Genomic DNA, 22,008 nt, shown 5'->3' on the forward strand with positions numbered 1-22,008 from the left:
TCATACCGACCGTTGCCTGTCCGGCAATCTGAGGCTTGACGGAGACGTAGCATGGCCGAGAAAGATGTTCGCTCTCCCGATCCGAGGTCTCTCGAAGAAGAAAACCGGCGACTGAAGCGGGCCTTGGAGGAGCTTACCATACTCAACGATCTTGCCCGCGCCATCAGCGCTTCGCTCAGCTCACAAGACATCATGAACACCATTATTCGGCGCTCTCTGCGCGCCGTCCATGCCGAGCAAGGTGTGATTACACTCGTCGGGCAACAGCCGAGAGATCCTACCAGGACACTCGTGCGTACGATGGTGAGCTCGAGCGAGCACCAGCCTTTTCACATCAACGAGTGCCTGTTGGGATGGATGCATCTCAACAAGAAGCCCTTGCTCGTGAACGAACCGCGACAAGACGAGAGATTCAGGGGCATCGTCTGGGATGAGTCAATCAGTTCGGTCTTGTGTGTACCGCTCCTGGTCAAGTCTGAGTTGAAAGGACTTCTCACAATTTACAACAAGCGTGGAGGGGAGCGGTTTAGCGAAGAAGACCAGCGTCTGCTTGCGATCATCGCCGCTCAGTCGGCGCAGGTGGTGGAGAACGCGCGTCTGTCAGAAGAGGAGCAGGCGCTTCGTCGCATGCAGGAAGAGGTGAGACTGGCCCTGGAGATTCAGATCGGCTTGCTCCCGAAGGCCTCGCCGCAGGTTCCAGGCTATGATATTGCCGGCGTGAGTATTCCTGCACAGGTTGTCGGCGGTGACTATTTCGATTTCGTGCCGATACACGAGACCAAACTGGCCGTTTCTCTCGGCGACATTTCCGGCAAAGGGCTGCCGGCGGCGCTTTTGATGGCGAACCTTCAGGCCACGATTCGAGCACAGACTCTGTTGCGGCTCTCTCCGAAGGATTGCATGCAGCGCTCGAACTCGCTCATGTTCCAGAGCACGGATTCCCGGAAATTCGCCACTCTGTTCTATGGAGTTCTGGACGCCGAGAGGCACGAGCTTTGCTATTCGAACGCCGGACACGAGTGGCCGTTTCTTTTCGGCACAGCGAAAGACCCTGCGCGACTTGAAGTGGGAGGCATGGTTCTGAGTTGTATGGAGAACTCCCAGTACGACGAGGCCGTCGTTCCTATCAATCCGGGGGACTTGCTCGTAATCTTCTCCGATGGAGTGACGGAGGCTGCGAATGAAAGCTGGGAGGAATTTGGCGAGCAGGGCCTTGCCGCGGTGATAAGAGAGAATTTGTCGGAGACTTCACGCGGGCTGATCGAGAAAATCGTGACCGCGGTAAAACGTCACGCAGGGAATCTACCGCAAACGGACGACATTACTCTTGTAGTAATCAGAAGAGAGAGGGCGTGAGCCCGGGGCGATTGCGGGGAGGAAGAAGGAAGCGTACGAATGGCTCGAGAGAGCCGTCGCTGCAGGGTGGAGAGACTATCAGATGTGCCAGATCGACCCGTGGCTTGAGAATGTGCGTAACGACGAACAGTTCAAACAGGTGATGGCACAACTGAAAGGGAAAGTGGACGAGATGCGTAAACGCGTGGAAGAAATGGAAGAGGAATAACCATGGAAGGAATGCGCAAGGCAGGCAGGGGTTTTCCGGGGCGCAGCGCACGGATTCTGGTTTTCGCGGTCGTCGTGCTGGTTCTGGCAGTCTTCGTTCTCGTCGTGGAAGGTTGCGGTAAGAAAAGCGAGAAGAAAGTCGAGACAGAAGGAACAGAGGCACGAACGCTCACGATAAAGGGGTCCGACACCATGCTGCCCTTGCTTACGGCCCTGGCGGAAGCGTATCAGAAGATACACGTGGACGCGCAAGTCTCCGTCGCGGGCGGTGGCTCAGCCCTGGGAATCGCGGCCCTGCTTGATGGTGCCACGGACCTCTGCATGTCCTCGCGCGGACTAAACGAAGAGGAAACCAAGAAGGCCGATTATCGCCAGACTGCCCCCCAGGACGTTGTGATCGCACGCGACGGCGTTGCCGTAATAGTGCACCCGCTCAACCCCGTGAGCGAGCTCACGATCAATCAACTGCGGCAGATCTTCAACGGCAAGATCAAGAACTGGACGGCAGTGGGTGGACCCGACCAGGCCATTCGCGTGATCTCACAAGACTCTGACTCCGAGACTGCCGCATTCTTCCAGGAACGTGTGCTTCAGGGGGAACACTACAAGCACGGAATCCAGCTGGCGGCGTCCAGCGCGGCGGTTGTTCAGTCCGTGAGCCGGGAACTCTGGAGCATCGGGTATGCGAGTTATGTCTTCACTCAGGGAACAGAAATGAAGATAATCGGTCTGAAGAAAGACTCTACAAGCCCTGCCGTATTGCCCGCGCCCGAAACGCTGCTTGACGGCAGTTACGCTCTGGAGCGGCCGCTCCACCTCTACGCCGGCAAGACGCTCGACAGCCTGACGCTGGACTTTCTTGAGTTTGTGCTCTCCGTCCGGGGTCAGCGAATCGTCAAGGAAAACGGGTTCGTCCCCGTGGGTCCGCGACCGGCCTAGAGTGGCGACGCCCCGATTATCCCAGCCCTCCTTTTATGTTGACCCAGGGGCTATCTAATTGTAACGTTTTCACATCTGTTCTTTCACAATCTGCCGCACCGGGCTCGCGTTGCCGGACGGCAAACATTTTGGCCCTGAGGAAGTGCTTAGCTGGCTTGCGATCTGAGCCAAACACGGTTAGCTCCGAAAGGAGGATGGGATGCCCAATCGCCCTCGTCATGCCAGGCTTCTGTCACCGCTGCCTTGTCCTCTACTTCGTTTTTTGAGAACAAGGAGGGTAGTGCCGAGAGACTTTCCCCCGCGGAGTTTCTCGGCAAGAGTTCCATCCCTGCTGTTTCTTGCCTGCGTTCTTGCTGCTCTCTTCTTTCTTGTTTCCACCTCTCAGGCCCAGAGCCAGGCTGCCGTGACGCAAGCCGAGGAAGTCCCGGCTCAGGCGACCGATCTGGTTCAACCTGCGCCGCCCCCGGTTACAGACCTGAGAGCCATTGATACTCCCAGCGACGAGGGTGGTTCGATAACTGTGAGGTGGACCGAACCCGCAAACGCCGAAGAACTGGGGCTCACGTATCAAGTGCTGCGCTCCGACAAGCCCGACGGTGGGTACGCGCCGGTGGGTCAAGCTGGAGCAGGCGAGCAAGAATTCGTGGACATGGGCCTCACTGACGGGCAGGCATACTACTATAAAGTCCGTTCAGTGCTCGGCGCGGGTGTCGCGGAGTCGGAAGCTACTCGGGCAGCCCAGGCCAAGGGCAATTGGTTCAGGTCTTACAGGCTCAACGCACTCGTGCTTCTGGTTGTTTTCTCTTCCTCGGTGCTCTACTACATCACGCGCGCTCGAAAGGCCAAACCGATATACATTAGAAAAATCGCAGGGCTTGACGCCGTGGATGAAGCCGTGGGAAGAGCGACCGAGATGGGTAAGAAGATGTTCTACATCCCGGGCATCATGAGTGTCGACGAGATACAGACTATCGCGAGCCTGGCGATACTCGGCCACGTCGCGAAGCTCAGTGCCACGTATAACGCCGATCTGGAAGTCCCCAACAAGGATCCTCTCACCTTCGCAGCGGCCCGGGAGACCGTGAAGGAGGCCTATCTCGAAGCAGGACGGCCCGACCTCTACCGCGAAGAGATGGTGAACTACGTCACGTATGACCAATTCGCGTACACGGCTTCGGTCACAGGGAAGATGGTCAGAGAGAGACCCGCCACAAACTTCCTCATCGGCTCATTCTACGCAGAGAGTTTGCTCCTGGCGGAGACGGGTCAATCAATCGGCGCCATCCAGATATCGGGTACTGCCGAGGTCGCACAGTTGCCGTTTTTCGTGGTGGCGTGCGACTACACCCTGATTGGCGAGGAGCTCTACGCTGCGAGCGCCTACCTTTCCAGAGAACCGATCCTTCTCGGAAGCATAAAGGGGCAGGACATAACGAAGTTCCTGTTGATCGTGGCGTTGGGACTGGGAGTCGTCCTTGAGTCCATTGGAATAAAATTCATGTCTGCTGCGTTCAGAATGAAGTGATGCAAGAGTAAATACTTGTGATGAGTTCGCGGAGATGCATAGCGGAGATACCAGGCGCCGCCCGAACCGGGCGGGCAATTGATACGTGTAGGCCATAGGGAGGTTAGTAGATGAAGAGGCAGCTTCCACTTTTGTTGACTTTCCTTGCGGGCACGATTCCCATCGTCGCTTTTTTTGTGCCGGAGAGACACGTGGGTCTTGTGAGCACGACGCTCGATTCCTGGCTGATTATTGTGGCCGGGTTCGCCCTGCTTCTTGGCGTCGTGAACGTCATCCAGATGAACGCAAACAAGATCCACAGGAGATCGTCCGGCTGGCCGTACGCAATCGTTCTTCTCTTGTCTCTTGCGATAATGGGATTCTTTGGTTTTGCAGGTGCGTTCGACATGTTTGGCGGTATTGCCACAAGGCCCGACGGTTCCTCCACGCCGTTTGACTGGCTTTATAAGTTTGCCTTCCTTCCCCTTCAGGGCACAATGTTTGCGCTGCTCGCCTTTTTCATGGCAAGCGCTTCATACAGAGCCTTCAGGGCAAGAAACGTGGAAGCCACCATACTGCTGATAGCAGCGTTGTTGGTCATGTTCGGAAGGATTCCATTCGGCGAGATGGTTTCCAAGTGGTTCCCGCTCGCCACGGAATGGATTATGGGCAAGCCTAACATGGCCGCCCAGCGGGGTATCATGATAGGCGCCGCTCTTGGCGCGGCCTCCATGGCGCTGAGAATAATTCTTGGAATAGAGCGCTCGTATCTCGGTATCGGAAAAGGCGAATAGGGGCGAAAGGAGAATCCGATGAATCTAGAAAGAGTAATGCAGGTTGACAGGCGGATTATCTACCTCTTCGTCGCCATAGGGACTATCCTTCCGATCATTTTTGTGATAGGCCTTCCGGTTTCCATCACACCGCCTGTGCAAATGGCGTTCGATAGAATTGAAAATGAGTTGCAAACAGGTGATATAGTCCTGATGTCCTTCGACTACGGGCCGTCATCGGCTCCAGAGAATGCGCCGATGGCCGACGCCATGCTGAGACATTGTTTCTCGAAGGGAATAAAGGTAGTCGTGATTGCGCTGTATCCGCTGGGCGGTCTTTCCGAAGCGGTGAACGAACTGAACAAGGTGACGGCGGAATTCCCCGAGCTAAAGTACGGGGTTGACTACGTTAACCTGGGATACAAGGACGGGGCCCAGGCTGCCATGAAAAAGATGGCCGAGAACATTCATGAAGTCTTCCCGACGGACGTGAACGGTACTCCGTTGGACCGGCTTCCCATCATGAAGAACATAAGGACCTACAGGGACATGAAACTCGTGGTGAGCCTTGCCACCGGGATAATCGGTGAATGGTGGGCGAATCTTGTGAATGCCCAGTTCGGGATTCCCGTGATCGTCGGGCCGACGGCAGTGTCAGCGCCCAAATACTACGCGTACCTCGAGGCCAAGCAGATGGCGGGTCTCTTGGGAGGGCTGAAGGGTGCTTCGGAGTATGAACGGCTGGTGGTAAACAGATATCCGAAGCTCGGCGAGGTATACGCGACTCCGGGCCTCTACACTGCAACAAAGGGCATGGATGTTCAATCCATCGTTCACTTGATCATGATTGCGTTTATCGTCTTAGGGAACGTCGTGTACTTCACCACAAAACGAAAACCGCGCAAGGCGAGCTAGGGAGGTCACGTCATGCCAAGCTTGGGAACATGGCTAGCAGCGTTTTTTACTCTCTGCATGCTCAGCTTTCTCTATAAGGACAATCCCTTCTTTAGGCTGGCGGAGAGTTTTTTCGCAGGACTTTCTCTGGGTTATTACATCGGCATCGTCATGAATCAGACGCTCAAGCCGAACCTTGTACTTCCTCTCATCCAAGATTTTCACGCCAACTGGAACCTGGTTTTTGCTGCGGGCCTCGGCGTCATACTGTACTTCCGCTACGTCAAGCGGGTTGCCTGGGTGAGCAGGTGGGCCCTGGCAGTGTACGTAGGCTACTACGTCGGCGTGAACATGATGCAGAAGCTTCATGGAGAGGTAATTCCACAGATAGGCAACACCATGCTGTCCCTGAGATACAGCGGCGTTGACACTCTGTCGAATCTCGTAATGGTCGTGGGCGTTCTAGCCGTTCTGATCTACTTCTATTTCTCGGCAGAGCACAAGGGCGTCGTCGGAGGAGTTTCGAGAATCGGAATCTGGTTCTTGATGATCTCGTTCGGTGCGGCCTTCGGCTACACGGTGATGGGTCGTGTATCGCTTCTCATCGGACGAATGGTTTTTCTCGTCAACGAGTGGGCCAGACCCTTGATAGGCTCGATAACTTGAGTGAGGTGGGTGGATCACATAAGTGAGAAGGGGGAAACATGGGTATTGACGAAATACTCGGGGAATCGATCCCGAGACGGAAATTTCTCAAGCGCACAATTATGGGAGGAGCCGTGCTTGCAGGAGCCCCGATAATTTCGAGCCTTTTTTCCGGTGAAGAAGCCTACGCCCAGGAAGAGCCCTTGAGCGGCGTTTTCGGGCGAGAGGAACTCGCGCGAATTCTCAGAGAGGCTCTCTCACAAGGCGGAGATTTTGCCGACGTATACGTCGAGAGAATACTCACGACGACCATCGCGTTCTCCGAGGGCAGAGTCGAGAGCGTGAAATACGGACTCGATCAGGGAGCGGGCGTAAGGGTTCTCAGGGACGATCAGACCGGCTACGCGTACTGCCAGGATCTGAAGCTTCCTTCTGTCATAAAGGCCGCACGTGCTGCGGCGATCATCGCCAGCGGCCCACGGAAGGAGAAGATAGCGAGGCTTTCTGTCCGAACGTCCGGCAATTGCGTGCCCTTTTCCTTGAATTTCCTCGACGTAAAAGAAAGAGACAAGGTCGCCGTGCTTGAAAAGGCAGACGCGGCGGCGCGTGCGGTCGATTCAAGGATCGCGCAAGTCAAGCTGACCTACGAAGAATCGATTGATGATTTCATCCTCGCCAACTCGGAAGGCGTCTTTGCCAGCGACGAGCTTCCCATGGTCTGGATTACCGTGGACGCGATCGCCGCTGACGGGGACAAGAAGAGACCCGGATACGTACGGCTCTCCGGCCGCAGCGGCTTCGAATTCTTCAATCGCAATAGCCCCGAAGACGCGGGGCGGAAGGCCGCAAAGCAGGCGATCACAATGCTAAATTCCAGGCCGGCACCCATGGGAGAGATGCCCGTGGTGCTTGCCTCAGGTGGGGGCGTGCTGTTTCACGAGGCAGTCGGGCACGGTCTCGAAGCCGACTCGGTGAAGAGGCAGACGTCCATGTTTGCAGGGAAGGTAGGTCAGGTGGTCGGCAGCGACAAGGTCACCGTGGTTGACGACGCCACGATCCCGAACTTGCGGGGAAGCTTCAACTTCGATAGCGAGGGTACTCCTGCTCAAAAGAAGGTTCTGATAGACAAGGGCGTTCTCGCCGGCTACATGAACGACCTAATCACGGCCAAGTATCTCAATGTGCCGCCGACCGGAAACGGGCGGAGAGAGACTTATCGGAATTTTCCTCTCGTCAGGATGACGAACACTTACCTTGCGCCAGGCGCGCTTGAGTCGCGGGAAATAATCGAGGCCACGCAGAAGGGCATTTATGCAAAAGACCTTGGAGGTGGAGAAGTCGACACGGCCTCCGGGGACTTCACGTTCGGCGTGAGAGAAGCTTACCTGATTGAAAACGGCAAGATCGGAGCGCCCGTCCTGGGAGCGACGCTCATCGGTAGCGGCCCGGAGATCATGAAGAGGATTGACATGGTGGGCAATGACATTTCTTACTGGCCCGGCACGTGCGGGAAAGGGCAGTATGCGCCCGTGACGAGCGGTGCTCCTACGCTAAGGATCTCGCGAATAACAGTAGGCGGCAGAGAATAGGCGACGCGCCTGGAGGCTCAGAATGTCCAGAAAGAGTTTGTCCAAGTGGCTGCTGGAAAAGCTGGCAGCAGCCGGAGCTCAGCAGGCCGAGGTTTTCATGCAGGAGGCTTCGACGCTTCAGCTCGAGGTGAGAGAGGGTAAGCTCGAGAGAATAAGCCAGGCCAAGACGGCCGGAGTCGGTGTCAGGACCATAGTAAATCAGAAGCTGTCCTTCGTCCACACGTCCGATTTCAGCAAGAATGCCCTCACGCAGACGATCGAGAAGGCCGTCGGGTTGGCGGCGCAAGCTTCTCCGAGTGAGTTTAACAAGCTTCCCACGGAGAAACCGAGAACGACCGTGATGGAGATATTCGACCCGGAAATCGTGGCGATTCCCATAAAGCGAAAAGTGGAGCTCTTGAGAGAAACGGAGGCCGCCGTTCTCAAGTACGATCCCTCCGTGAAGCGTTCGGAGTACGTCGGATATTCCGAGGCCTCAGGAACAGTCGTTGTGGCTAATACCAACGGGCTCTCTTATTCGTATGACGCCAGTTCCTGCCAGCTCGCCGTGGGAGCCGTGGCCGAGAGGGACGGGAGGATGGAAACCGGCTACGAAGACTGGACCGGCTGTTACTTCAAGCGGCTCCCGTCGCCCGTCGAAATCGGCAGGCGGGCGGCAAGAAGAGCAGTTGCACTCCTGGGTTCAAAGCCCGTCGCTTCGCAGAAGGTGCCGGTCGTGTTTGATCCTCAGGTTGGCACGACCCTTCTTGCGGCCCTTGCTCAGGCACTCCGGGGAGACAACGTCAACAAACGGATGTCGTATCTTGGAGAGCGTCTTGGCGAAAAAATAGCCTCGGAACTTGTGACCATTCACGATAACGGAAGGCTGCCATCGGGTCCTTCGAGCCGTCCCATCGATTCCGAAGGTGTGAGCACATCGGATCTCGTTCTGGTCGACAAAGGGACGCTCAGAAATTTCGTGTACGACTATTCCTCCGCACTTCGCGCCGGCAAGAAGCCCACCGGAAACGCGGTGCGAGGAAGCTACAGGGACCTTCCTCAGGTCGGTTTCAGCAACTACTACATGGAGAAGGGCAGTCTGAAGCCGGAAGGCATAATTGCGGACACGACCAACGGCCTCTACGTGACCAAGCTTGCCGGCTGGTGGCTCGGGATAAATCCGGCCTCTCCGGACTATTCGAGCGCCGCAAGCGGCCTGTGGATAAAGAACGGAGAATTCTCACATCCAGTCTCTGGAGTGACCATCGCCTCCACGATCCTCGATATGTTGGCGGGGATAGACGCTGTCGCGGACGACTTGACATTCAACGACGGGACTTGCTGCCCGACCTTCAGGGTGAGAGAAATGGCCCTCTCGGGACCGAGCGTGTAAGAGGGGACTGGGCTTGGTCGTGCCCGAGCGGATGGCTTTGGGTTCCCCGGCTAGAAGAATATGACTGTGACCAGAAGGAAAAGTGGAATCAGTATTCCTGCCGACCACAGCATGTAGCCGAAGAAACTGGGCATCTCGATGCGATTTTCCTCCGCTATCGAACGCACCATGAAGTTGGGCGCGTTTCCGATGTAAGTGTTGGCTCCGAAAAAGACCGCCCCGGCGGAAATGGCCTTCAGAAACGCCCCGAACTGCGCTTCTCCGGCGTGCTCAATCAAGCCGCTCAGAATTCCAGTCACGTGCGCCTCGGGAATCTGAAGCTTACCCAGCGCCAAGTTGAAAAACGTCAGGTAAGTGGGGGCGTTGTCCAGGAAACTGGACATTGCACCGGCGGCCCAAAAATAGTGGGCGGGCGAATTCACCGCGTTCACCAGAAACGCCAGGGCACCCGTGCTGCCGGCTCGCAGAATCATGAGCAGAGGGATGATTGTCATGAATATGCCGGCAAAGAGATAGGCCACCTCCTTTATCGGAAACCATGTGAAGTGGTTGTCGTCTCTCACCTGCTTTGAGGTTGTGAAAAGCGAAAGCGCCCCCATCGCCAGAATCAAGACATCCCTCACCTCGTCCTGAATCTGGAGGTGAACTCCCAGAAACGTGAAGGACGCAGCGCGCCAAGTGCCTGAGAGCAGCACTGCGACGATGATTCCGGCCAAGAACAGGAAATTGTGAGCACCCTCCAGGCGTATGCTTTCCGTTTGTCGCTGCACAGCTTGATGTTGCACCGTTGGATGTTGCGCCAACGCTTCGCGCGATTCCCTCCGGTAGAATAGAGTGTCGAGTGCGTAGAAGAGGCCGAGAAGCACGGCCGTTGCGAGAAGCATGTGCGGAAGAATACTGAACGTCCAGAAGAAGGGCACTCCGTGCAAGAATCCGAGAAACAGCGGAGGATCGCCGAGAGGAGTGAGGGCCCCGCCGATGTTCGCCACAAGGAAAATGAAAAATATGACCACGTGGCTCTTGTGTCTTCTGGAGGCGTTCGCCCTTATGACCGGCCGTATCATGAGCATCGATGCACCGGTTGTCCCCATCCACGACGCCAACACAGTTCCGATGAGAAGAAGTACGACGTTGACTCTCGGCGTCCCCTGAAGTCGGCCCCTGAGCAGGATTCCCCCCGACACAGTGAACAGCCCCCAAAGGAGAATGATGAAGGGTACGTAGTCGACAAGGAAAATATGAAGAATCTGGTGTAACGCCGCGCCCTTGAAGGCGACGAGAAACGGCAGGGCAAACACCGCGGCCCAGAAGAACGAAACCTTGACGTAATGCCGGCGCCAGAACACCGGAGCGAGCAGGGGGAACAGTGCAATCGAAAGCAATATCCCGAGGAACGGAAGTCCGGACCAGAGGGGAAGGCGACCGCCGAGGTAGAGGCCTTCGGCTTCCCTATCCACAAGCTTCTCGGGACCTGAGTAGGCGTGTGCAAGAACTATCATCAAACAGACAGAGACCGCAACTGCTGCGGCCATTACGATGGGCTTGCGAAAAATGTTCGACACTCGGAACTCCTCGGCCACGTGACGGATTCAGACGCCCCCGTCCCTGTGAGCTGCAATCTCGGGCGACGCGCAAGATTAATTCACAAAAGTGATTAATAATACCCCGGATTCTTTGGGCCATCAACAGAAACGAGAGGCAATCGAGCGCGGACGGGCGAATCGGAAAAGCCAGGCACTCACAACCGCAAAATAGGACATTCTTACTTTGCTAAGAATAGGACATTCTTATGTTGCTAGTACGGCATTGCTGGTACAGCGTGGCACAGATGGCTTGACGTCGCCACTGGTTCGGGTAAACTGTAGTAGTGGTGCCTGCGTCTTGTCTGCGAGGAGGAAAATAGATGAGGCCATCTTTAGCGAAGACCTTCTTGACGTTCGTCCCTCTTGTCATGCTAATGGTTACTGTCGGGCCGTCGTATGCTAACGGAACGACGACCGGAACCGTTCACGGACCGAAGCGCGCCGGCAAAATCGTTGGACATGCCTACGTCGGGGTTTCCAGGTGCAAGATGTGTCACATGCCCTATTTCAAGGCATGGGCCGGGACACCGCATGGCAAGGCGTTCGACGCGCTGAAGCCAGAGAAGAAGGAAGACAAGAATCCGAAGTGTCTCAAGTGCCACGGGACCGGTTCCGGCGCCGGCGGTCATGACGCAGCGAAGAACGCACCCGATCTCAGGGGTGTCCAGTGCGAGGCATGCCACGGTGCCGGCGCAGATTATGCAAAGATGGACGTCATGAAAAATCGAGCAAAGGCCAAGGCTGCCGGGCTGGTCTTTTCGATGTCCGCGGCAGTCTGCGTGAAATGTCACAACAAAGAGAGCCCCAACTTCAAGGGGTTCGACTACACGAAATATCTCGCAAAAGGCGTACACAAGGTGGAGAAGAAGGCTCCTGTGACCAAATAGCCCATGCGATATTATTCTTTCCTTGCGTCCTCGAGACTCGGACTTCTTCTGATACTTATCATAGGCTGCGTTTCTTTCCTCGGGATGTTCGTTCTTCAAAGCGCTCCTCAGGAAGAATACATTTTGAAATACGGCGAATCCTGGGGCAATTTCATCAGGGTGGTGGGGTTGGGTAATGTCTACAGTGCCTGGTGGTACCAGATACTCATCGTCCTGATCTCCATCAACCTGGTTCTCTGTTCCGTGAAACGCATTGGGCCGAGCTTCGGCCAAGCATTCTCAAAACCCAGGGCGCACGACCACGAGATTCTCCGCGACGCGCGTGCCGTCAGCGTACCCGTCGGACCGGCGACAGTTTTGAGCGGCGTCGAAACAAATCTCAGGCACAAAGGTTTCGCCGTTGACTCCCTCGACCGCGGTCCCGTCAAGCTGGTTGCAGCGCAAAAGGGAACCATATCACGCATCGGTTTTATCGTAACGCACGTCGCCGTACTCCTTGTCTTGATCGCCGGGGTAGTCAACGGCAAGTTTGCCTACAGGCACGAGAAACCTCTCGGCATCGGCGAATCTCTGGACGTGAGCAAGGTTGAGCCATCCGCACGGTTTAGCATCAGGCTGGACGATTTTGTGATAGAGAGGACCGAGGAGGGCAGGATACGGGCCTTCAAGTCCACGTTGACCGTGATCGAAAATGGGAAAGAAGTCATGACGAAGGTGATGGGCGTAAATCATCCGCTGACTTACAAGGGCGTAGGCTTCTACCAGGCCAGCTACGACGAGAGACCCGAAGGGATAAGGGAGGCGAGGATCTACCTGGTTGATGGCGGAACGTCGGCCGTCGGGATAGACGTGCCCTTCGGTGAGACCAGAGACGTACCGGGTACAGATCTTCAGATTCGAGTGACAGACTACGTTCCTTACTTTGTGAAAGATCTGGTAACGGGCGAAGTGAGCACTCGCTCGCTCGAACCGAGACTCCCTGCCGTCAAGCTGGAGGTGATGAGACTCGGCAAGATTGTGGACAGCGGGTGGCTCATCATGGAGATGGACAGCCATTCTGCGCGGGGCGAGCTTGCCCGATTTCATTTCGCCGACTACTATCCTTTGTCGTACTCGGTCATATCGGGCATAGACGTGGTCAGGAATCCGGGCACCTCCCTTATGTTCACGGGCTTCGGAATCGCCAGCATAGGTCTTTCGCTTTCTTTCTTTGTCCCGTTCAGAAGAATATGGGTGAGGATTTCTGAAGAGCGTCCCGGCCGGTCCGAGGTGAGAATCGCGGGTATCTCTAACAGGCAACCCCTCGCTTTGAAGCGCGAGATCGATGGCCTCTATGAAATCGTTGGCTCCGCGAGGAGCTAGAGACGCTGGAATCGTGCGCGGCTGAATCGCGTTGGAAGGAGAAACAAGTGCCGGCAAGCGACGTGCCTTTTTTCTGGGTGGCCCTCTTCGCCTACCTGATCGCGACGCTGCTTTACACGCTGGACATTGCCGTGCGTGGGAAATGGTACGGCAGAGCTGGTTTCGTTGTTCTGACCGTAGGTTTTCTCTTTCACACGGTTGCGCTGGTTGTTCGCACGCTTACTACGGGCCATCCTCCGTTCACCGGCATGTACGAGTACGCCTCGTGCCTTGCGTGGGCGACCGTGTTCTTCTATCTTGTGCTTCAACTGCGCCACAAAGCCGAGAGTCTGGGAGTTTTCGTCTCGCCGGTTGCGTTCGCCGTGATTGTTGTGGCCTCGCTATTCCCGAAGGAAGTGGAGCGCCAGTTGCTTCCTGCCCTTCAGAGCTATTGGCTGCAGATTCACGTTACGCTCGCGGTGCTTGGTGAGGGAGCCTTCGCAGTGGCGTTTGCGAGCAGTGTCATGTACTTGCTGAAGCTGAGGGGCACAAACAGACTTCCGTCGCTCGAAGTGCTTGACGACCTCACGTACAGAGCCATAGCAATAGGTTATCCTCTGTTCACGCTCGGCGCTCTGTTCGCAGGCGCCATCTGGGCCTGGAAAGCGTGGGGTCGGCCGTGGGGTTGGGATCCGAAGGAAGTCGGATCCCTCGTGGTGTGGCTCATCTATTCGGCTTATCTGCATGCACGAATCACGGCAGGATGGAGGGGCAAACGAGCAGCCCTGTTGTCGATTCTAGGTTTTGCCGCCGCCGTTTTCGCCTTCATCAGCAACCTTTTTGTCGGCGGATTGCATACCTACGGTTGACATCGAAGACCCGTAGCGAGGGGAATGACATGGCAAGGGCGCCTTTCTTCGTCGCGTTTCTGCTTGCTGTGACCTGTCTCGGTGGCGCATTTGTTTCCGGCGCCGCGGCGCAGAGTAACGAAGATTGCCTGGCGTGCCATTCAAGACAGGACACGACCCCACCCGTGGATCTCTCGCTGCTCAGGAGCTCGGTTCACGGTAGTATCGAATGCGTTTCGTGCCACTCCGAGGCTTCCACGCTTCCTCACCCCGAGAGAATGAGCCCCGTGAATTGCGGGGGCTGCCACGCCGACGCCGTCAAGACTTACGACCAGAGCTATCACGGTCTTGCGGCCAGGTATGGCTCCACGAAAGTGGCCAACTGTGCTTCTTGCCACGGGTACCACGACATCATGCTTGCCGATGATCCCGCCTCGTCCGTCAACAGAGCAAACATCTCCGCGACCTGTGGCAAGTGCCATCCCGGCGCCGGGCCGCGATTGGCCGGCGGATACGTTCATTCCGACCCCGTCAGAAGCAAGAACACCGTGGTGCGCTACGTCATTGTCTTTTACCTGGTTCTCATTTGTCTGGTAATAGGCGGCATGTTTGCGCATAACCTGATTGATTTCGCGAAGAAGTTCGCCGACCATTTCAGGATCACGAAGAGTCGTGCAAGCGAGCTCAGATTCGTGCTTTCAGAACGCTTGCAGCTCGTAGCGCTGGCGGTCGTGTTCTTTGTGCTCGCCTATTCCGGTTTCGCGCGGAGATTTCCAGACGCCTGGTGGTCTTCGCCGTTCAGACTTTTTGACAATCCCTCAGGCACACGCGGCATGATTCACAGAATTGCCGCGGCAGTGTTCATTGCTCTCTGCGTATATCACGTCTGGTTCGTTTCTCTGACTCGCAGAGGCAGAAAGCAACTGAGCGAACTCAAACCCGGGTTCAGAGACTTCAGAGATCTCTATTCGGTCGCGAGATACAACACGGGCGCTTCTGCGGCGCCTCCTCAGTTTGGCCGGTACAGCTACATCGAAAAGAGCGAGTACTGGGCGCTGGTCTGGGGTTCGACGATCATGATAATCACGGGGCTGGCTCTGGTTTTTGTGAACTTCACTTTGAAATATTTTCCTCTTTGGGTGGCCGAGCTTGTGACCTCAATCCACTTCTACGAGGCAGTCCTTGCAACGCTGGCCATGCTTGTCTGGCATTTCTACTGGACGATCTTTGACCCGCACGTATATCCGATGAACTGGTCTTGGATAACCGGGCGAACCACTGAGAAACGCTCGGAGGAACGGACGTCCGGGAGCTCCGGGAAAAAACCCGAAGCCAAACAACTCAGACCGGGAAAACTCGAAAAGTCCGAACCCGAGAAGCCCACGCCCGAAAAACCTGCGGAAAGTGCTGAATCCGGACAGGTCATGGACGGGGAAGGTGTCGATGATTCGAAGTCGGGCGGGCCCTCCCACGGACCCACCGGACCCGCGCGGCGCGCTGAAGGATCGGAATGATGCTGCTGCGCAGGTTCGCCCTTCTTCTCATCGGGTTCACTGCCACTGCCGGTCAGATTCTCCTTCTACGTGAATTCATAGGCACTTTCAACGGGAACGAGCTGGTCATAGGTATCTACCTCTCCGTTTGGCTCATCGCTACTGCGGTGGGGAGTGGGCCGGTGGCGAGGTTGTATATCGGAGGAAGCAGGGCTTCGAGCGCCAGAAGCGGGGCGGACGGCGCTCCGGTCGCGCGCTTCGCCGCCGTACAATTTCTGTCCGGCGTCTGTCTTCTCTGCGCCATCGTCGGGCTGCAGGTGCTGCCGAGCCGGCTCAGACCCGCTCCGGGCGAAGTTGCGAGCCTGGTCACGGCTTTTGCCGCGGCGTCGGTCTTTCTCTTCCCGGTCTGTCTGCTTCAGGGTCTTCTTTTTCCTCTGGGGACCAGACTTCTCGGCTCCGTACAATCCAGCCGAGAGGGGCCCGGTGACTCGGTCTCTCGAGTCTATTTCCTCGAATCGGTGGGGGCCGGCATCGGAGGCCTTCTGTTCGGCCTCGTTCTGATCCGGCTCATGAGCGTTTTCCAGAATATCGCCATCCTTTCGGCCCTCAACCTGTTCACGGCCTGTTTCCTCCTGAACGAGTCGGGCCGGCGCAGGTTGAGCCAGATTCTCTATCTTCTGGCGGCAGTCGTCGTGATTGTCTGCGTGTTCGATCCGATCACGCATTGGGCGGCGTCAAGAAGATGGAAGGGCTTCACGGTAATGGCGCTGCGTCAATCACACTACGGCAATCTGGCGATCGTCTCACGGGATTCGCAGTTTTCCATTTACGAGGACGGGTACCTCGTTTTCACGACTGACGACGTTCAGTCGGCGGAAGAGGCGGCCCACATCCCGCTGCTCGAGCATCCCGCACCGGCGCACGTGCTCTTGATCGGTGGAGGAGTGGGCGGCGTGGTGCGGGAGATGTTCAAACACAGAACGCTGACACGACTCGATTACGTCGAGCTGGATCCTCAACTCATCACTCTGAGTAAGGACGTGTTGCCTCGACGTTACGTATCCTATCTGGAGGATTCGCGTGTGAGAGTGGAGCACACGGACGGGAGGAGATTCCTGCAGAAAACTTCAGAGCGCTACGACGTGGTGGCCATGCATATTCCGTCTCCCTACACCGCGCAGCTCAACAGATTCTACACGAAGGAATTCTTTGCGCTCGTACGACGTCATCTGAATCCCGGGGGTGTGTTTGTCTTTTCTGCTCCGCCGGTGGCGGAGTACGTCGGTCAAGAGCTTGGAGCCTTCCTCGGTTCGCTTTACAGGACCTCGGAAAGCGTTTTCGAGTCGCACATCGTCATTCCGGCGGGTCGGAGTTTTTTCGTCTGCTCTCCCGGAAAGAACTCGTATCTGACGGCGTCGCCGGAGTCACTTCTTTCTCGTCTCGCAGAACGAAACGTCGAGACGTTCTTCGTCAGAGACTATTTTCTGATGTCGACGCTTTCTCCCGAGCGGCTCGCGTACGTTGAGAAGCGCATCTCCGCGTCGAAACTCTGCCCGGTCAATACCGATCTGAGACCCACAAGTTTCTACTACGACCAGGTCCTCTGGAGCGCCGAGTACCAACGCTTCATGAAGGGAGTCCTCGAGTGGATCTTCGGAAACCGTTGGAGTCTTTGGGCAGTCACGGCCGCGGTGGCCGGGGTCCTGCCCGTTCTCGCCAGGTCGAGAAAAAAGAGCAGGCTTGTGCTGGGCGCCCTCGCGATTTCGGGGTTCGCGGCGATCGTGCTCGAGCTCGAGATATTGCTTTGCTTCCAGCTACTGTACGGAAACCTGTTCGACAGAATCGCCGTCCTTCTGACCGCATACATGATCGGCCTGGCAGTCGGGGTCGTCCTGGAACGACGAGGGAATCATCCGGCGGCTGCGGGCCTCGCGGTCTTGAGGCGGCCGGCAGTCATTCAAATTGCGACTGCTGCTCTTGCTCTTTGTTTCCTGGGTTTCGTCTACCTTGTGACGGGAGCGGCCTCTGGTAGTCTCGGCGGCGAGCCGGGGTCGCACAACTTTGCCGCCGCAACAGTCGCGCGCGTTCTGGTCAACGCGTTCGAATGGTTCTTTCCCGGCCTTGCACTTGTCGCCGGAGGTCTCGGCGGAGCCATGTTTTCCTCTGCCAGCAGAGCCTTCTTTGCGTGTGACGCGGAGGATGACGTGACCGGAGTGACTGCGAGCGGAGAAAATCGCCCCGGGGGAGAATGTTTCTCAACGAGAGACGGTCACGCCGGTGGTGTCGGTATCACGTATGCATGGGACCTCGCGGGCTCATGGTTTGGTGCGGTTCTGTGCAGCGTGGTGCTCTTTCCCGTGTCCGGAGTTGCCGCCACGATTACCGCGGTCGCAGTCCTGCTCGTTGTTTCCGGTGTCAGCCTTGCGTGGGCGTCGCGCTGAGAGGGCCGGCTTCGCCTTCCGTGGGTGGCTGGCTGAGAGGACGATGTTTCGCGCCGAGACGGCGGGCGTCGGGCTGAGACGACAGGGGCTTTAGCCCCAGACTCCCGCGATTTTTGCCTTACAGTACGCGCATCTGCCTTCAGACAGTTTCCTTTCCACGATTGAATAGCCGATTCGCTTCACGACCGCCTTCTTGCAGCTGGGGCAGTAGGTGTTCTCGCCCTCGTGACCGGGCACGTTCCCGATGTAGACGTAGTGAAGACCGGCATTCATCGCAATCTTACGGGCTTTCTCGAGGGCCGAAATCGGAGTCTGCGGCAGTTTCGTCATCTTGTAGATGGGATAGAAGCGAGTGAAGTGCAGGGGCACGTCGGGGCCCAATTCCTGTGCGATCCACTTCGACGCGGACACTATTTCCGAATCGCCGTCGTTGAGCGTCGGCAGGACGAGGTAGACGATTTCGCACCAGACACCGGAACTCTTGAGAAGAACAAGCGTGTCAAGAACCGGCTTCAGTGTCGCGTCACATATTTCTGCATAGTACTTCTCCGTGAAAGCCTTCAGGTCGATCTTCACCGCGCCGAGGTGCTTCGCGGCTTCGAGCATCGGCTCCCGGTTTATGTACCCGTTGGAGATCATCACGGTCTTGATGCCGGACTTTTTGCCTTCGATCGCCGTATCCAGCATGTACTCGTACGCAACGACGCCTGGTTCGGAGTATGTGAACGCGACGGACGCACAGGAGGCTTGCCTCGCCTTCTCGACGGTCTCCTTCGGAGGAAGATGGACATTGCTTGTCTGTTCGGGTCTGGCCTGCGACATCTCCCAATTTTGGCAGAACTTGCAGTCCATGTTGCATCCGGCGGTTCCCAGAGAGAAGGCGTTTGTCCCCGGATGAAAATGGAAGAGCGGTTTCTTCTCGATGGGATCTACGTGAATCGCGCATGGCAACGCGTAGGCCAGGGAATAGTACACGCCGTTTCTGTTCTCTCTCGTGCCGCAGTAGCCCCGTTCAATGTCACCGACTCTGCATTTCCTAGGGCAGATCTCGCATTCCACTTCCATCTCGGGATGCTTTTTGTAGAACATGCATTCCCTGGCGTGGGAGGAGTTGACGGATGGCTCGCGCGAGCGTTCCTTCGAGGCCGAGGCCGGCGTCCCCGCCGATGCTGCGGTAGGTGATGCCCGTCCGCGTACGAGAGCGGGCAGCACGAGGGAACCTGCGGCCATCCCGGATAGGGCGCCGAGTCTTCTCAGAAAGCCCCGCCGGTTACAACTGCGGTCGTGCCTCTCGATCTTCATCGTCACCTACGCCAGCTCCATGTTTATTACGTCTATCCTTGAGCGATCAGAAATCCCAAGCAGATGAGCGCCGTCGGAAGCAACCGATAGATATCCGGGATAGCGTTTTTCCTCGCTCAGCGAGCGGAGGCCTGCCGACTTCCTCAGTCCGTCGATTCGCTCCGCGCCCACGGTGTCGATCGCAACGGGGTCGGTGCCGACCATGACGCCTTCAAAGTCGGACGTCCACCTGGGTTTGTAACCGGGCCCGCCGTGAAACTGAACGCCGAGAGCGTCACAGATAACAAGCCTTGTCTTTTTCTTTAAGGCCGGGTGCGCATTGACGTCGGCCACAAATGGAGTACAGCCGTCGGCGTGGTATTTGTTGGGATTGTGAATCGCTCCGTAGTTGTTCTTGAGCGCAATAGACACTCCGGCTACCGAGTGTTCTCTCAAGATGGGCACGTTTATCAGAGCCGTTGCGTCTTCAGTGACTATCCTGCTGAAGCAAGAGCCTACGGCTCCAAGAACCGTCGGAGAGGTCTCGTACCCCGCCGAAGGCGCGTCGGTTCCGTAGCAAAGCGGGCCTTCGCCGGCGAAATTCACCTGGAAACCGGCGGCGTCCAGCTCCCAACCGGCTCGGTCCCACACGATTATCTTGTCGGGGTGGACCCCACACGACGTCAACCCGTCGGCAATCGCCCTAACGAGAGCGGGCGAGGTAGACAGCTTTTTCCCTGCGATTGCGTTCACCTTGATCGCGACAACATCGTCCGGTTGGAAGAACTTCGCCCAGGCATCTTCCGGCCTTGCAGCAATGGCAAGACGCGCTAGAGAAGTGTTTATGAGAAGCTTGTAGAATGCGTGAAGGTCGTCGTCCCTGTTCGCCTTCCTTGCCACAATGACGAGGGCTCTCGAAAGCTCGCGGGAGGCCGGCGAGGCAGGTGCGGAAGTGGGGGACGGGCGAGGGTTGGATCCGGCGGAGCCTGCGACAAGACTCGACGCGCCGAGAGCCGTCGCCATCGAGAAGGACTTCCTCAGGAAGTCTCGTCTGGAGATACGGCTAACGAAATCGTCTCTGGCTCGCTTCCCCATTCGTCGTCCACCATTCCCATGTCACTGAGCCGCGCGCGGTGTCACCGTGATGGCGGGCGCACGATCTTTCTCGGACGCCGGTCGTCACGAAGATATGCGGCACTTGCCGCGCCGGGCTATTTCGTTTCTGCGAACACTACCGCGGTGAAAAGGAATACGTCGGCATCCCTTTTCCATGCGTCGGGTTCAAGACCCGCCTTTTCGGCGCAGCAGTGGTTCAGAAATTCATCCTTAGACCAGCCTGTTTCATCGGCGACCTGGGGAAGATAGCAACCGCTTCTCGCCCCCTTCACGATGTAGATTCCGTGCTTGCCCAGCTCAAGCTCCTTCACATCGGACATCTTCTTGAGAGGTGACAGCACAGATATTTCTATGTCGATCTTGCTCAACTCGGGAAGCGAGACGGGTCGAAACCTGCTGTCTTCTGTGGCCGCCGCCACGGCCATGCGCGACACCACTTCGTAAAGCGGCCTGTCCGCGACAAATCTGCCGATGCAACCCCTGAGGCTGCCCTCTCTGCGAAGCGTGACAAATGCACCGCAGGGAATCTTCAACTTCGGCTCGGTTACGCTGAATTCCGGGAGAGGTTCTCCGCCAAGAGAGGCCGCGATGGAGCTTCGCGCGATGGAGAGTAGCTTCTTCTTTTCGCCCCCCGTGAGCGAAAACTCCGTTTTCCCGGAGTTCTCGACGAAGGCTGCGGCCGCATATCCAACAACTCCGCTCTTGTCACCCGAGACGTCACCGGAGTTCGTGTACTTGAGGATGTCTGCGGAATCGGCTCCGAGGGCTTTCGAGGCTGCCATGACGATCATTATGGCCGAGCTTCCGCACATCGTGCACGCGAGGTTGCGTATACGTTTCTGGAGTATCTCTTCCTCCTTGGAAGCCACTCCCTGGAGGTCCATGCTCTCCCACGATCGGATCGTCTCACTGTCGACCCTGTTGGCGTCTTCGTAAGCCGGATAGTGTGACAGGTCGGAGCTCGCTACGAAGAGTACCTTTTTCCCTTTGACGCAATTCGCAAGAGCCTTGCCCAGCTCGTCACAGCGCGAGACCGGCAAATCGCCGGTCAGTATGGGAACGATTCTGAAGTTTCTCAAGACGGTCTGGAGGAACGGGAGTTGAACCTCGATAGAATGCTCCGCGAAGTGAGGCTCCGAGTCGTCAATGAATCCGAAGCCCGAGCTGACGAGTGCCCTTGCAGTCTCTTCGTCCACGTCAACGCTGCCGAGCGGGGTCTCGAAACTGCCGGAGGAGTACACGGCGGCCCCGTCTACGTTGATTCTGTGAGAAGGCCCTACGAGGCACACGACGTCATACGTGTTGTTCTTTACGGCCGCGTAAGAGTAGGCAGCCACCTGGCCCGAATACGCGTAACCTGCGTGTGGGCACACAATGCCTATCACTTTCCCCGACGTCTGTGCCGGTGCGACGTTGCGGAGAAACCCTTCGAGCGTCTGCCGGAGCTCGGTAGGCTGCCCCGGGTAGAAGGTTCCCGCTACGGCCGGTTTTCTCACCTTCCCCACCTCCTTTTGGGATCTGCCGGATGTTTCGGAGCTGGAGCAAGCGACGAGAACGGCCAGTCCGGCCGTGGCTAGGGCAATCGCGAAACGAAATGCGTTCCCTCTCATCGGATTACCCCCGCGTCGAACACGCTGTTAGTCCTATCGCACGTTCCATTCAAGAGTCTACCACACGCGTCAAGTCCGACACACACAAGTCAACGTCGGCTTGACCGAGCGTGCCTCCAGTTCTCATCC

The 22,008-nt window shown here is 57.0% G+C and carries 18 protein-coding genes; 14 read left to right on the forward strand and 4 right to left on the reverse strand.

The window, feature by feature from the left end; genetic code table 11:
• Positions 1-51: 51 nt before the first annotated feature.
• The 9 genes from NTX17_10865 to NTX17_10905 all read left to right on the forward strand — a co-directional run bounded on the left by NTX17_10865 (position 52) and on the right by NTX17_10905 (position 9,279).
• The gene (locus NTX17_10865; protein ID MCX5801868.1) at positions 52-1,356 is read left to right on the forward strand and encodes a PP2C family protein-serine/threonine phosphatase; all 1,305 of its coding nucleotides are present in this window, start codon (positions 52-54) and stop codon (positions 1,354-1,356) included.
• Positions 1,357-1,438: 82 nt separating this feature from the next.
• The gene (locus NTX17_10870) at positions 1,439-1,564 is read left to right on the forward strand and encodes a hypothetical protein (protein ID MCX5801869.1); all 126 of its coding nucleotides are present in this window, start codon (positions 1,439-1,441) and stop codon (positions 1,562-1,564) included.
• Between the two features lie 2 nt (positions 1,565-1,566).
• The gene (locus NTX17_10875; GenBank protein ID MCX5801870.1) at positions 1,567-2,502 is read left to right on the forward strand and encodes a phosphate ABC transporter substrate-binding protein; all 936 of its coding nucleotides are present in this window, start codon (positions 1,567-1,569) and stop codon (positions 2,500-2,502) included.
• A gap of 280 nt (positions 2,503-2,782) precedes the next feature.
• Positions 2,783-4,027, forward strand: coding sequence for a fibronectin type III domain-containing protein (locus NTX17_10880; protein ID MCX5801871.1), 1,245 nt, complete (start codon positions 2,783-2,785; stop codon positions 4,025-4,027).
• Between the two features lie 110 nt (positions 4,028-4,137).
• Positions 4,138-4,800 (forward strand): hypothetical protein, encoded by a 663-nt coding sequence (locus NTX17_10885; GenBank protein ID MCX5801872.1) that lies wholly within the window; start codon positions 4,138-4,140, stop codon positions 4,798-4,800.
• Positions 4,801-4,818: 18 nt separating this feature from the next.
• Positions 4,819-5,694, forward strand: coding sequence for a hypothetical protein (locus NTX17_10890; protein MCX5801873.1), 876 nt, complete (start codon positions 4,819-4,821; stop codon positions 5,692-5,694).
• A gap of 12 nt (positions 5,695-5,706) precedes the next feature.
• On the forward strand, positions 5,707-6,339 hold the full coding sequence (locus tag NTX17_10895) for a hypothetical protein (protein MCX5801874.1): 633 nt from the start codon (positions 5,707-5,709) through the stop codon (positions 6,337-6,339).
• A 38-nt stretch (positions 6,340-6,377) separates the two neighbouring features.
• Positions 6,378-7,907 carry a TldD/PmbA family protein gene (locus NTX17_10900; protein ID MCX5801875.1) on the forward strand — a complete coding sequence of 510 codons (1,530 nt, stop codon included), beginning with the start codon at positions 6,378-6,380 and terminating at the stop codon, positions 7,905-7,907.
• A gap of 22 nt (positions 7,908-7,929) precedes the next feature.
• Positions 7,930-9,279 (forward strand): TldD/PmbA family protein, encoded by a 1,350-nt coding sequence (locus tag NTX17_10905; GenBank protein ID MCX5801876.1) that lies wholly within the window; start codon positions 7,930-7,932, stop codon positions 9,277-9,279.
• Between the two features lie 50 nt (positions 9,280-9,329).
• On the opposite strand, the gene NTX17_10910 is transcribed toward NTX17_10905, so the two are convergent.
• Positions 9,330-10,778, reverse strand: coding sequence for a sodium:proton antiporter (locus NTX17_10910; GenBank protein MCX5801877.1), 1,449 nt, complete (start codon positions 10,776-10,778; stop codon positions 9,330-9,332).
• Positions 10,779-11,182: 404 nt separating this feature from the next.
• Here NTX17_10910 and NTX17_10915 point away from each other — a divergent pair, with 404 nt between their 5' ends.
• The 5 genes from NTX17_10915 to NTX17_10935 are packed head-to-tail and all read left to right on the forward strand — an operon-like array spanning position 11,183 to position 17,872.
• Positions 11,183-11,749, forward strand: coding sequence for a multiheme c-type cytochrome (locus NTX17_10915; protein ID MCX5801878.1), 567 nt, complete (start codon positions 11,183-11,185; stop codon positions 11,747-11,749).
• A gap of 3 nt (positions 11,750-11,752) precedes the next feature.
• Positions 11,753-13,111, forward strand: coding sequence for a cytochrome c biogenesis protein ResB (locus tag NTX17_10920; protein MCX5801879.1), 1,359 nt, complete (start codon positions 11,753-11,755; stop codon positions 13,109-13,111).
• 47 nt (positions 13,112-13,158) lie between these two features.
• A complete protein-coding gene (gene ccsB / locus NTX17_10925) occupies positions 13,159-13,959 on the forward strand; it encodes a c-type cytochrome biogenesis protein CcsB (protein MCX5801880.1) in 801 nt (266 codons plus the stop codon).
• Between the two features lie 29 nt (positions 13,960-13,988).
• Positions 13,989-15,452 (forward strand): cytochrome b/b6 domain-containing protein, encoded by a 1,464-nt coding sequence (locus tag NTX17_10930; protein ID MCX5801881.1) that lies wholly within the window; start codon positions 13,989-13,991, stop codon positions 15,450-15,452.
• Positions 15,449-17,872, forward strand: coding sequence for a fused MFS/spermidine synthase (locus NTX17_10935; protein ID MCX5801882.1), 2,424 nt, complete (start codon positions 15,449-15,451; stop codon positions 17,870-17,872). The genes NTX17_10930 and NTX17_10935 overlap by 4 nt, the downstream gene beginning before the upstream one ends.
• A gap of 90 nt (positions 17,873-17,962) precedes the next feature.
• Here the strand turns inward: NTX17_10935 and amrS are convergent, their stop codons facing one another.
• The 3 genes from amrS to amrB form a co-directional block, all read right to left on the reverse strand.
• Positions 17,963-19,174 (reverse strand): AmmeMemoRadiSam system radical SAM enzyme, encoded by a 1,212-nt coding sequence (amrS, locus tag NTX17_10940; GenBank protein ID MCX5801883.1) that lies wholly within the window; start codon positions 19,172-19,174, stop codon positions 17,963-17,965.
• A gap of 6 nt (positions 19,175-19,180) precedes the next feature.
• Positions 19,181-20,248, reverse strand: coding sequence for a DUF362 domain-containing protein (locus tag NTX17_10945; protein MCX5801884.1), 1,068 nt, complete (start codon positions 20,246-20,248; stop codon positions 19,181-19,183).
• Positions 20,249-20,364: 116 nt separating this feature from the next.
• Positions 20,365-21,879 (reverse strand): AmmeMemoRadiSam system protein B, encoded by a 1,515-nt coding sequence (gene amrB / locus NTX17_10950; GenBank protein MCX5801885.1) that lies wholly within the window; start codon positions 21,877-21,879, stop codon positions 20,365-20,367.
• Between the last annotated feature and the right edge of the window lie 129 nt (positions 21,880-22,008).

The organism is Candidatus Eisenbacteria bacterium (assembly GCA_026388185.1).
GTDB lineage: Bacteria > Eisenbacteria > RBG-16-71-46 > JAFGJU01 > JAFGJU01 > JAPLKG01.

Coding starts and splice junctions, on each gene's coding strand:
- NTX17_10865 (MCX5801868.1), top strand. CDS start 52: ATGGCCGAGAAAGATGTTCGCTCTCCCGATCCGAGGTCTCTCGAAGAA.
- NTX17_10870 (MCX5801869.1), top strand. CDS start 1,439: ATGTGCCAGATCGACCCGTGGCTTGAGAATGTGCGTAACGACGAACAG.
- NTX17_10875 (MCX5801870.1), top strand. CDS start 1,567: ATGGAAGGAATGCGCAAGGCAGGCAGGGGTTTTCCGGGGCGCAGCGCA.
- NTX17_10885 (MCX5801872.1), top strand. CDS start 4,138: ATGAAGAGGCAGCTTCCACTTTTGTTGACTTTCCTTGCGGGCACGATT.
- NTX17_10890 (MCX5801873.1), top strand. CDS start 4,819: ATGAATCTAGAAAGAGTAATGCAGGTTGACAGGCGGATTATCTACCTC.
- NTX17_10895 (MCX5801874.1), top strand. CDS start 5,707: ATGCCAAGCTTGGGAACATGGCTAGCAGCGTTTTTTACTCTCTGCATG.
- NTX17_10900 (MCX5801875.1), top strand. CDS start 6,378: ATGGGTATTGACGAAATACTCGGGGAATCGATCCCGAGACGGAAATTT.
- NTX17_10905 (MCX5801876.1), top strand. CDS start 7,930: ATGTCCAGAAAGAGTTTGTCCAAGTGGCTGCTGGAAAAGCTGGCAGCA.
- NTX17_10910 (MCX5801877.1), bottom strand. CDS start 10,778: ATGATAGTTCTTGCACACGCCTACTCAGGTCCCGAGAAGCTTGTGGAT.
- NTX17_10915 (MCX5801878.1), top strand. CDS start 11,183: ATGAGGCCATCTTTAGCGAAGACCTTCTTGACGTTCGTCCCTCTTGTC.
- NTX17_10920 (MCX5801879.1), top strand. CDS start 11,753: ATGCGATATTATTCTTTCCTTGCGTCCTCGAGACTCGGACTTCTTCTG.
- NTX17_10930 (MCX5801881.1), top strand. CDS start 13,989: ATGGCAAGGGCGCCTTTCTTCGTCGCGTTTCTGCTTGCTGTGACCTGT.
- NTX17_10935 (MCX5801882.1), top strand. CDS start 15,449: ATGATGCTGCTGCGCAGGTTCGCCCTTCTTCTCATCGGGTTCACTGCC.
- amrS (MCX5801883.1), bottom strand. CDS start 19,174: ATGAAGATCGAGAGGCACGACCGCAGTTGTAACCGGCGGGGCTTTCTG.
- NTX17_10945 (MCX5801884.1), bottom strand. CDS start 20,248: ATGGGGAAGCGAGCCAGAGACGATTTCGTTAGCCGTATCTCCAGACGA.
- amrB (MCX5801885.1), bottom strand. CDS start 21,879: ATGAGAGGGAACGCATTTCGTTTCGCGATTGCCCTAGCCACGGCCGGA.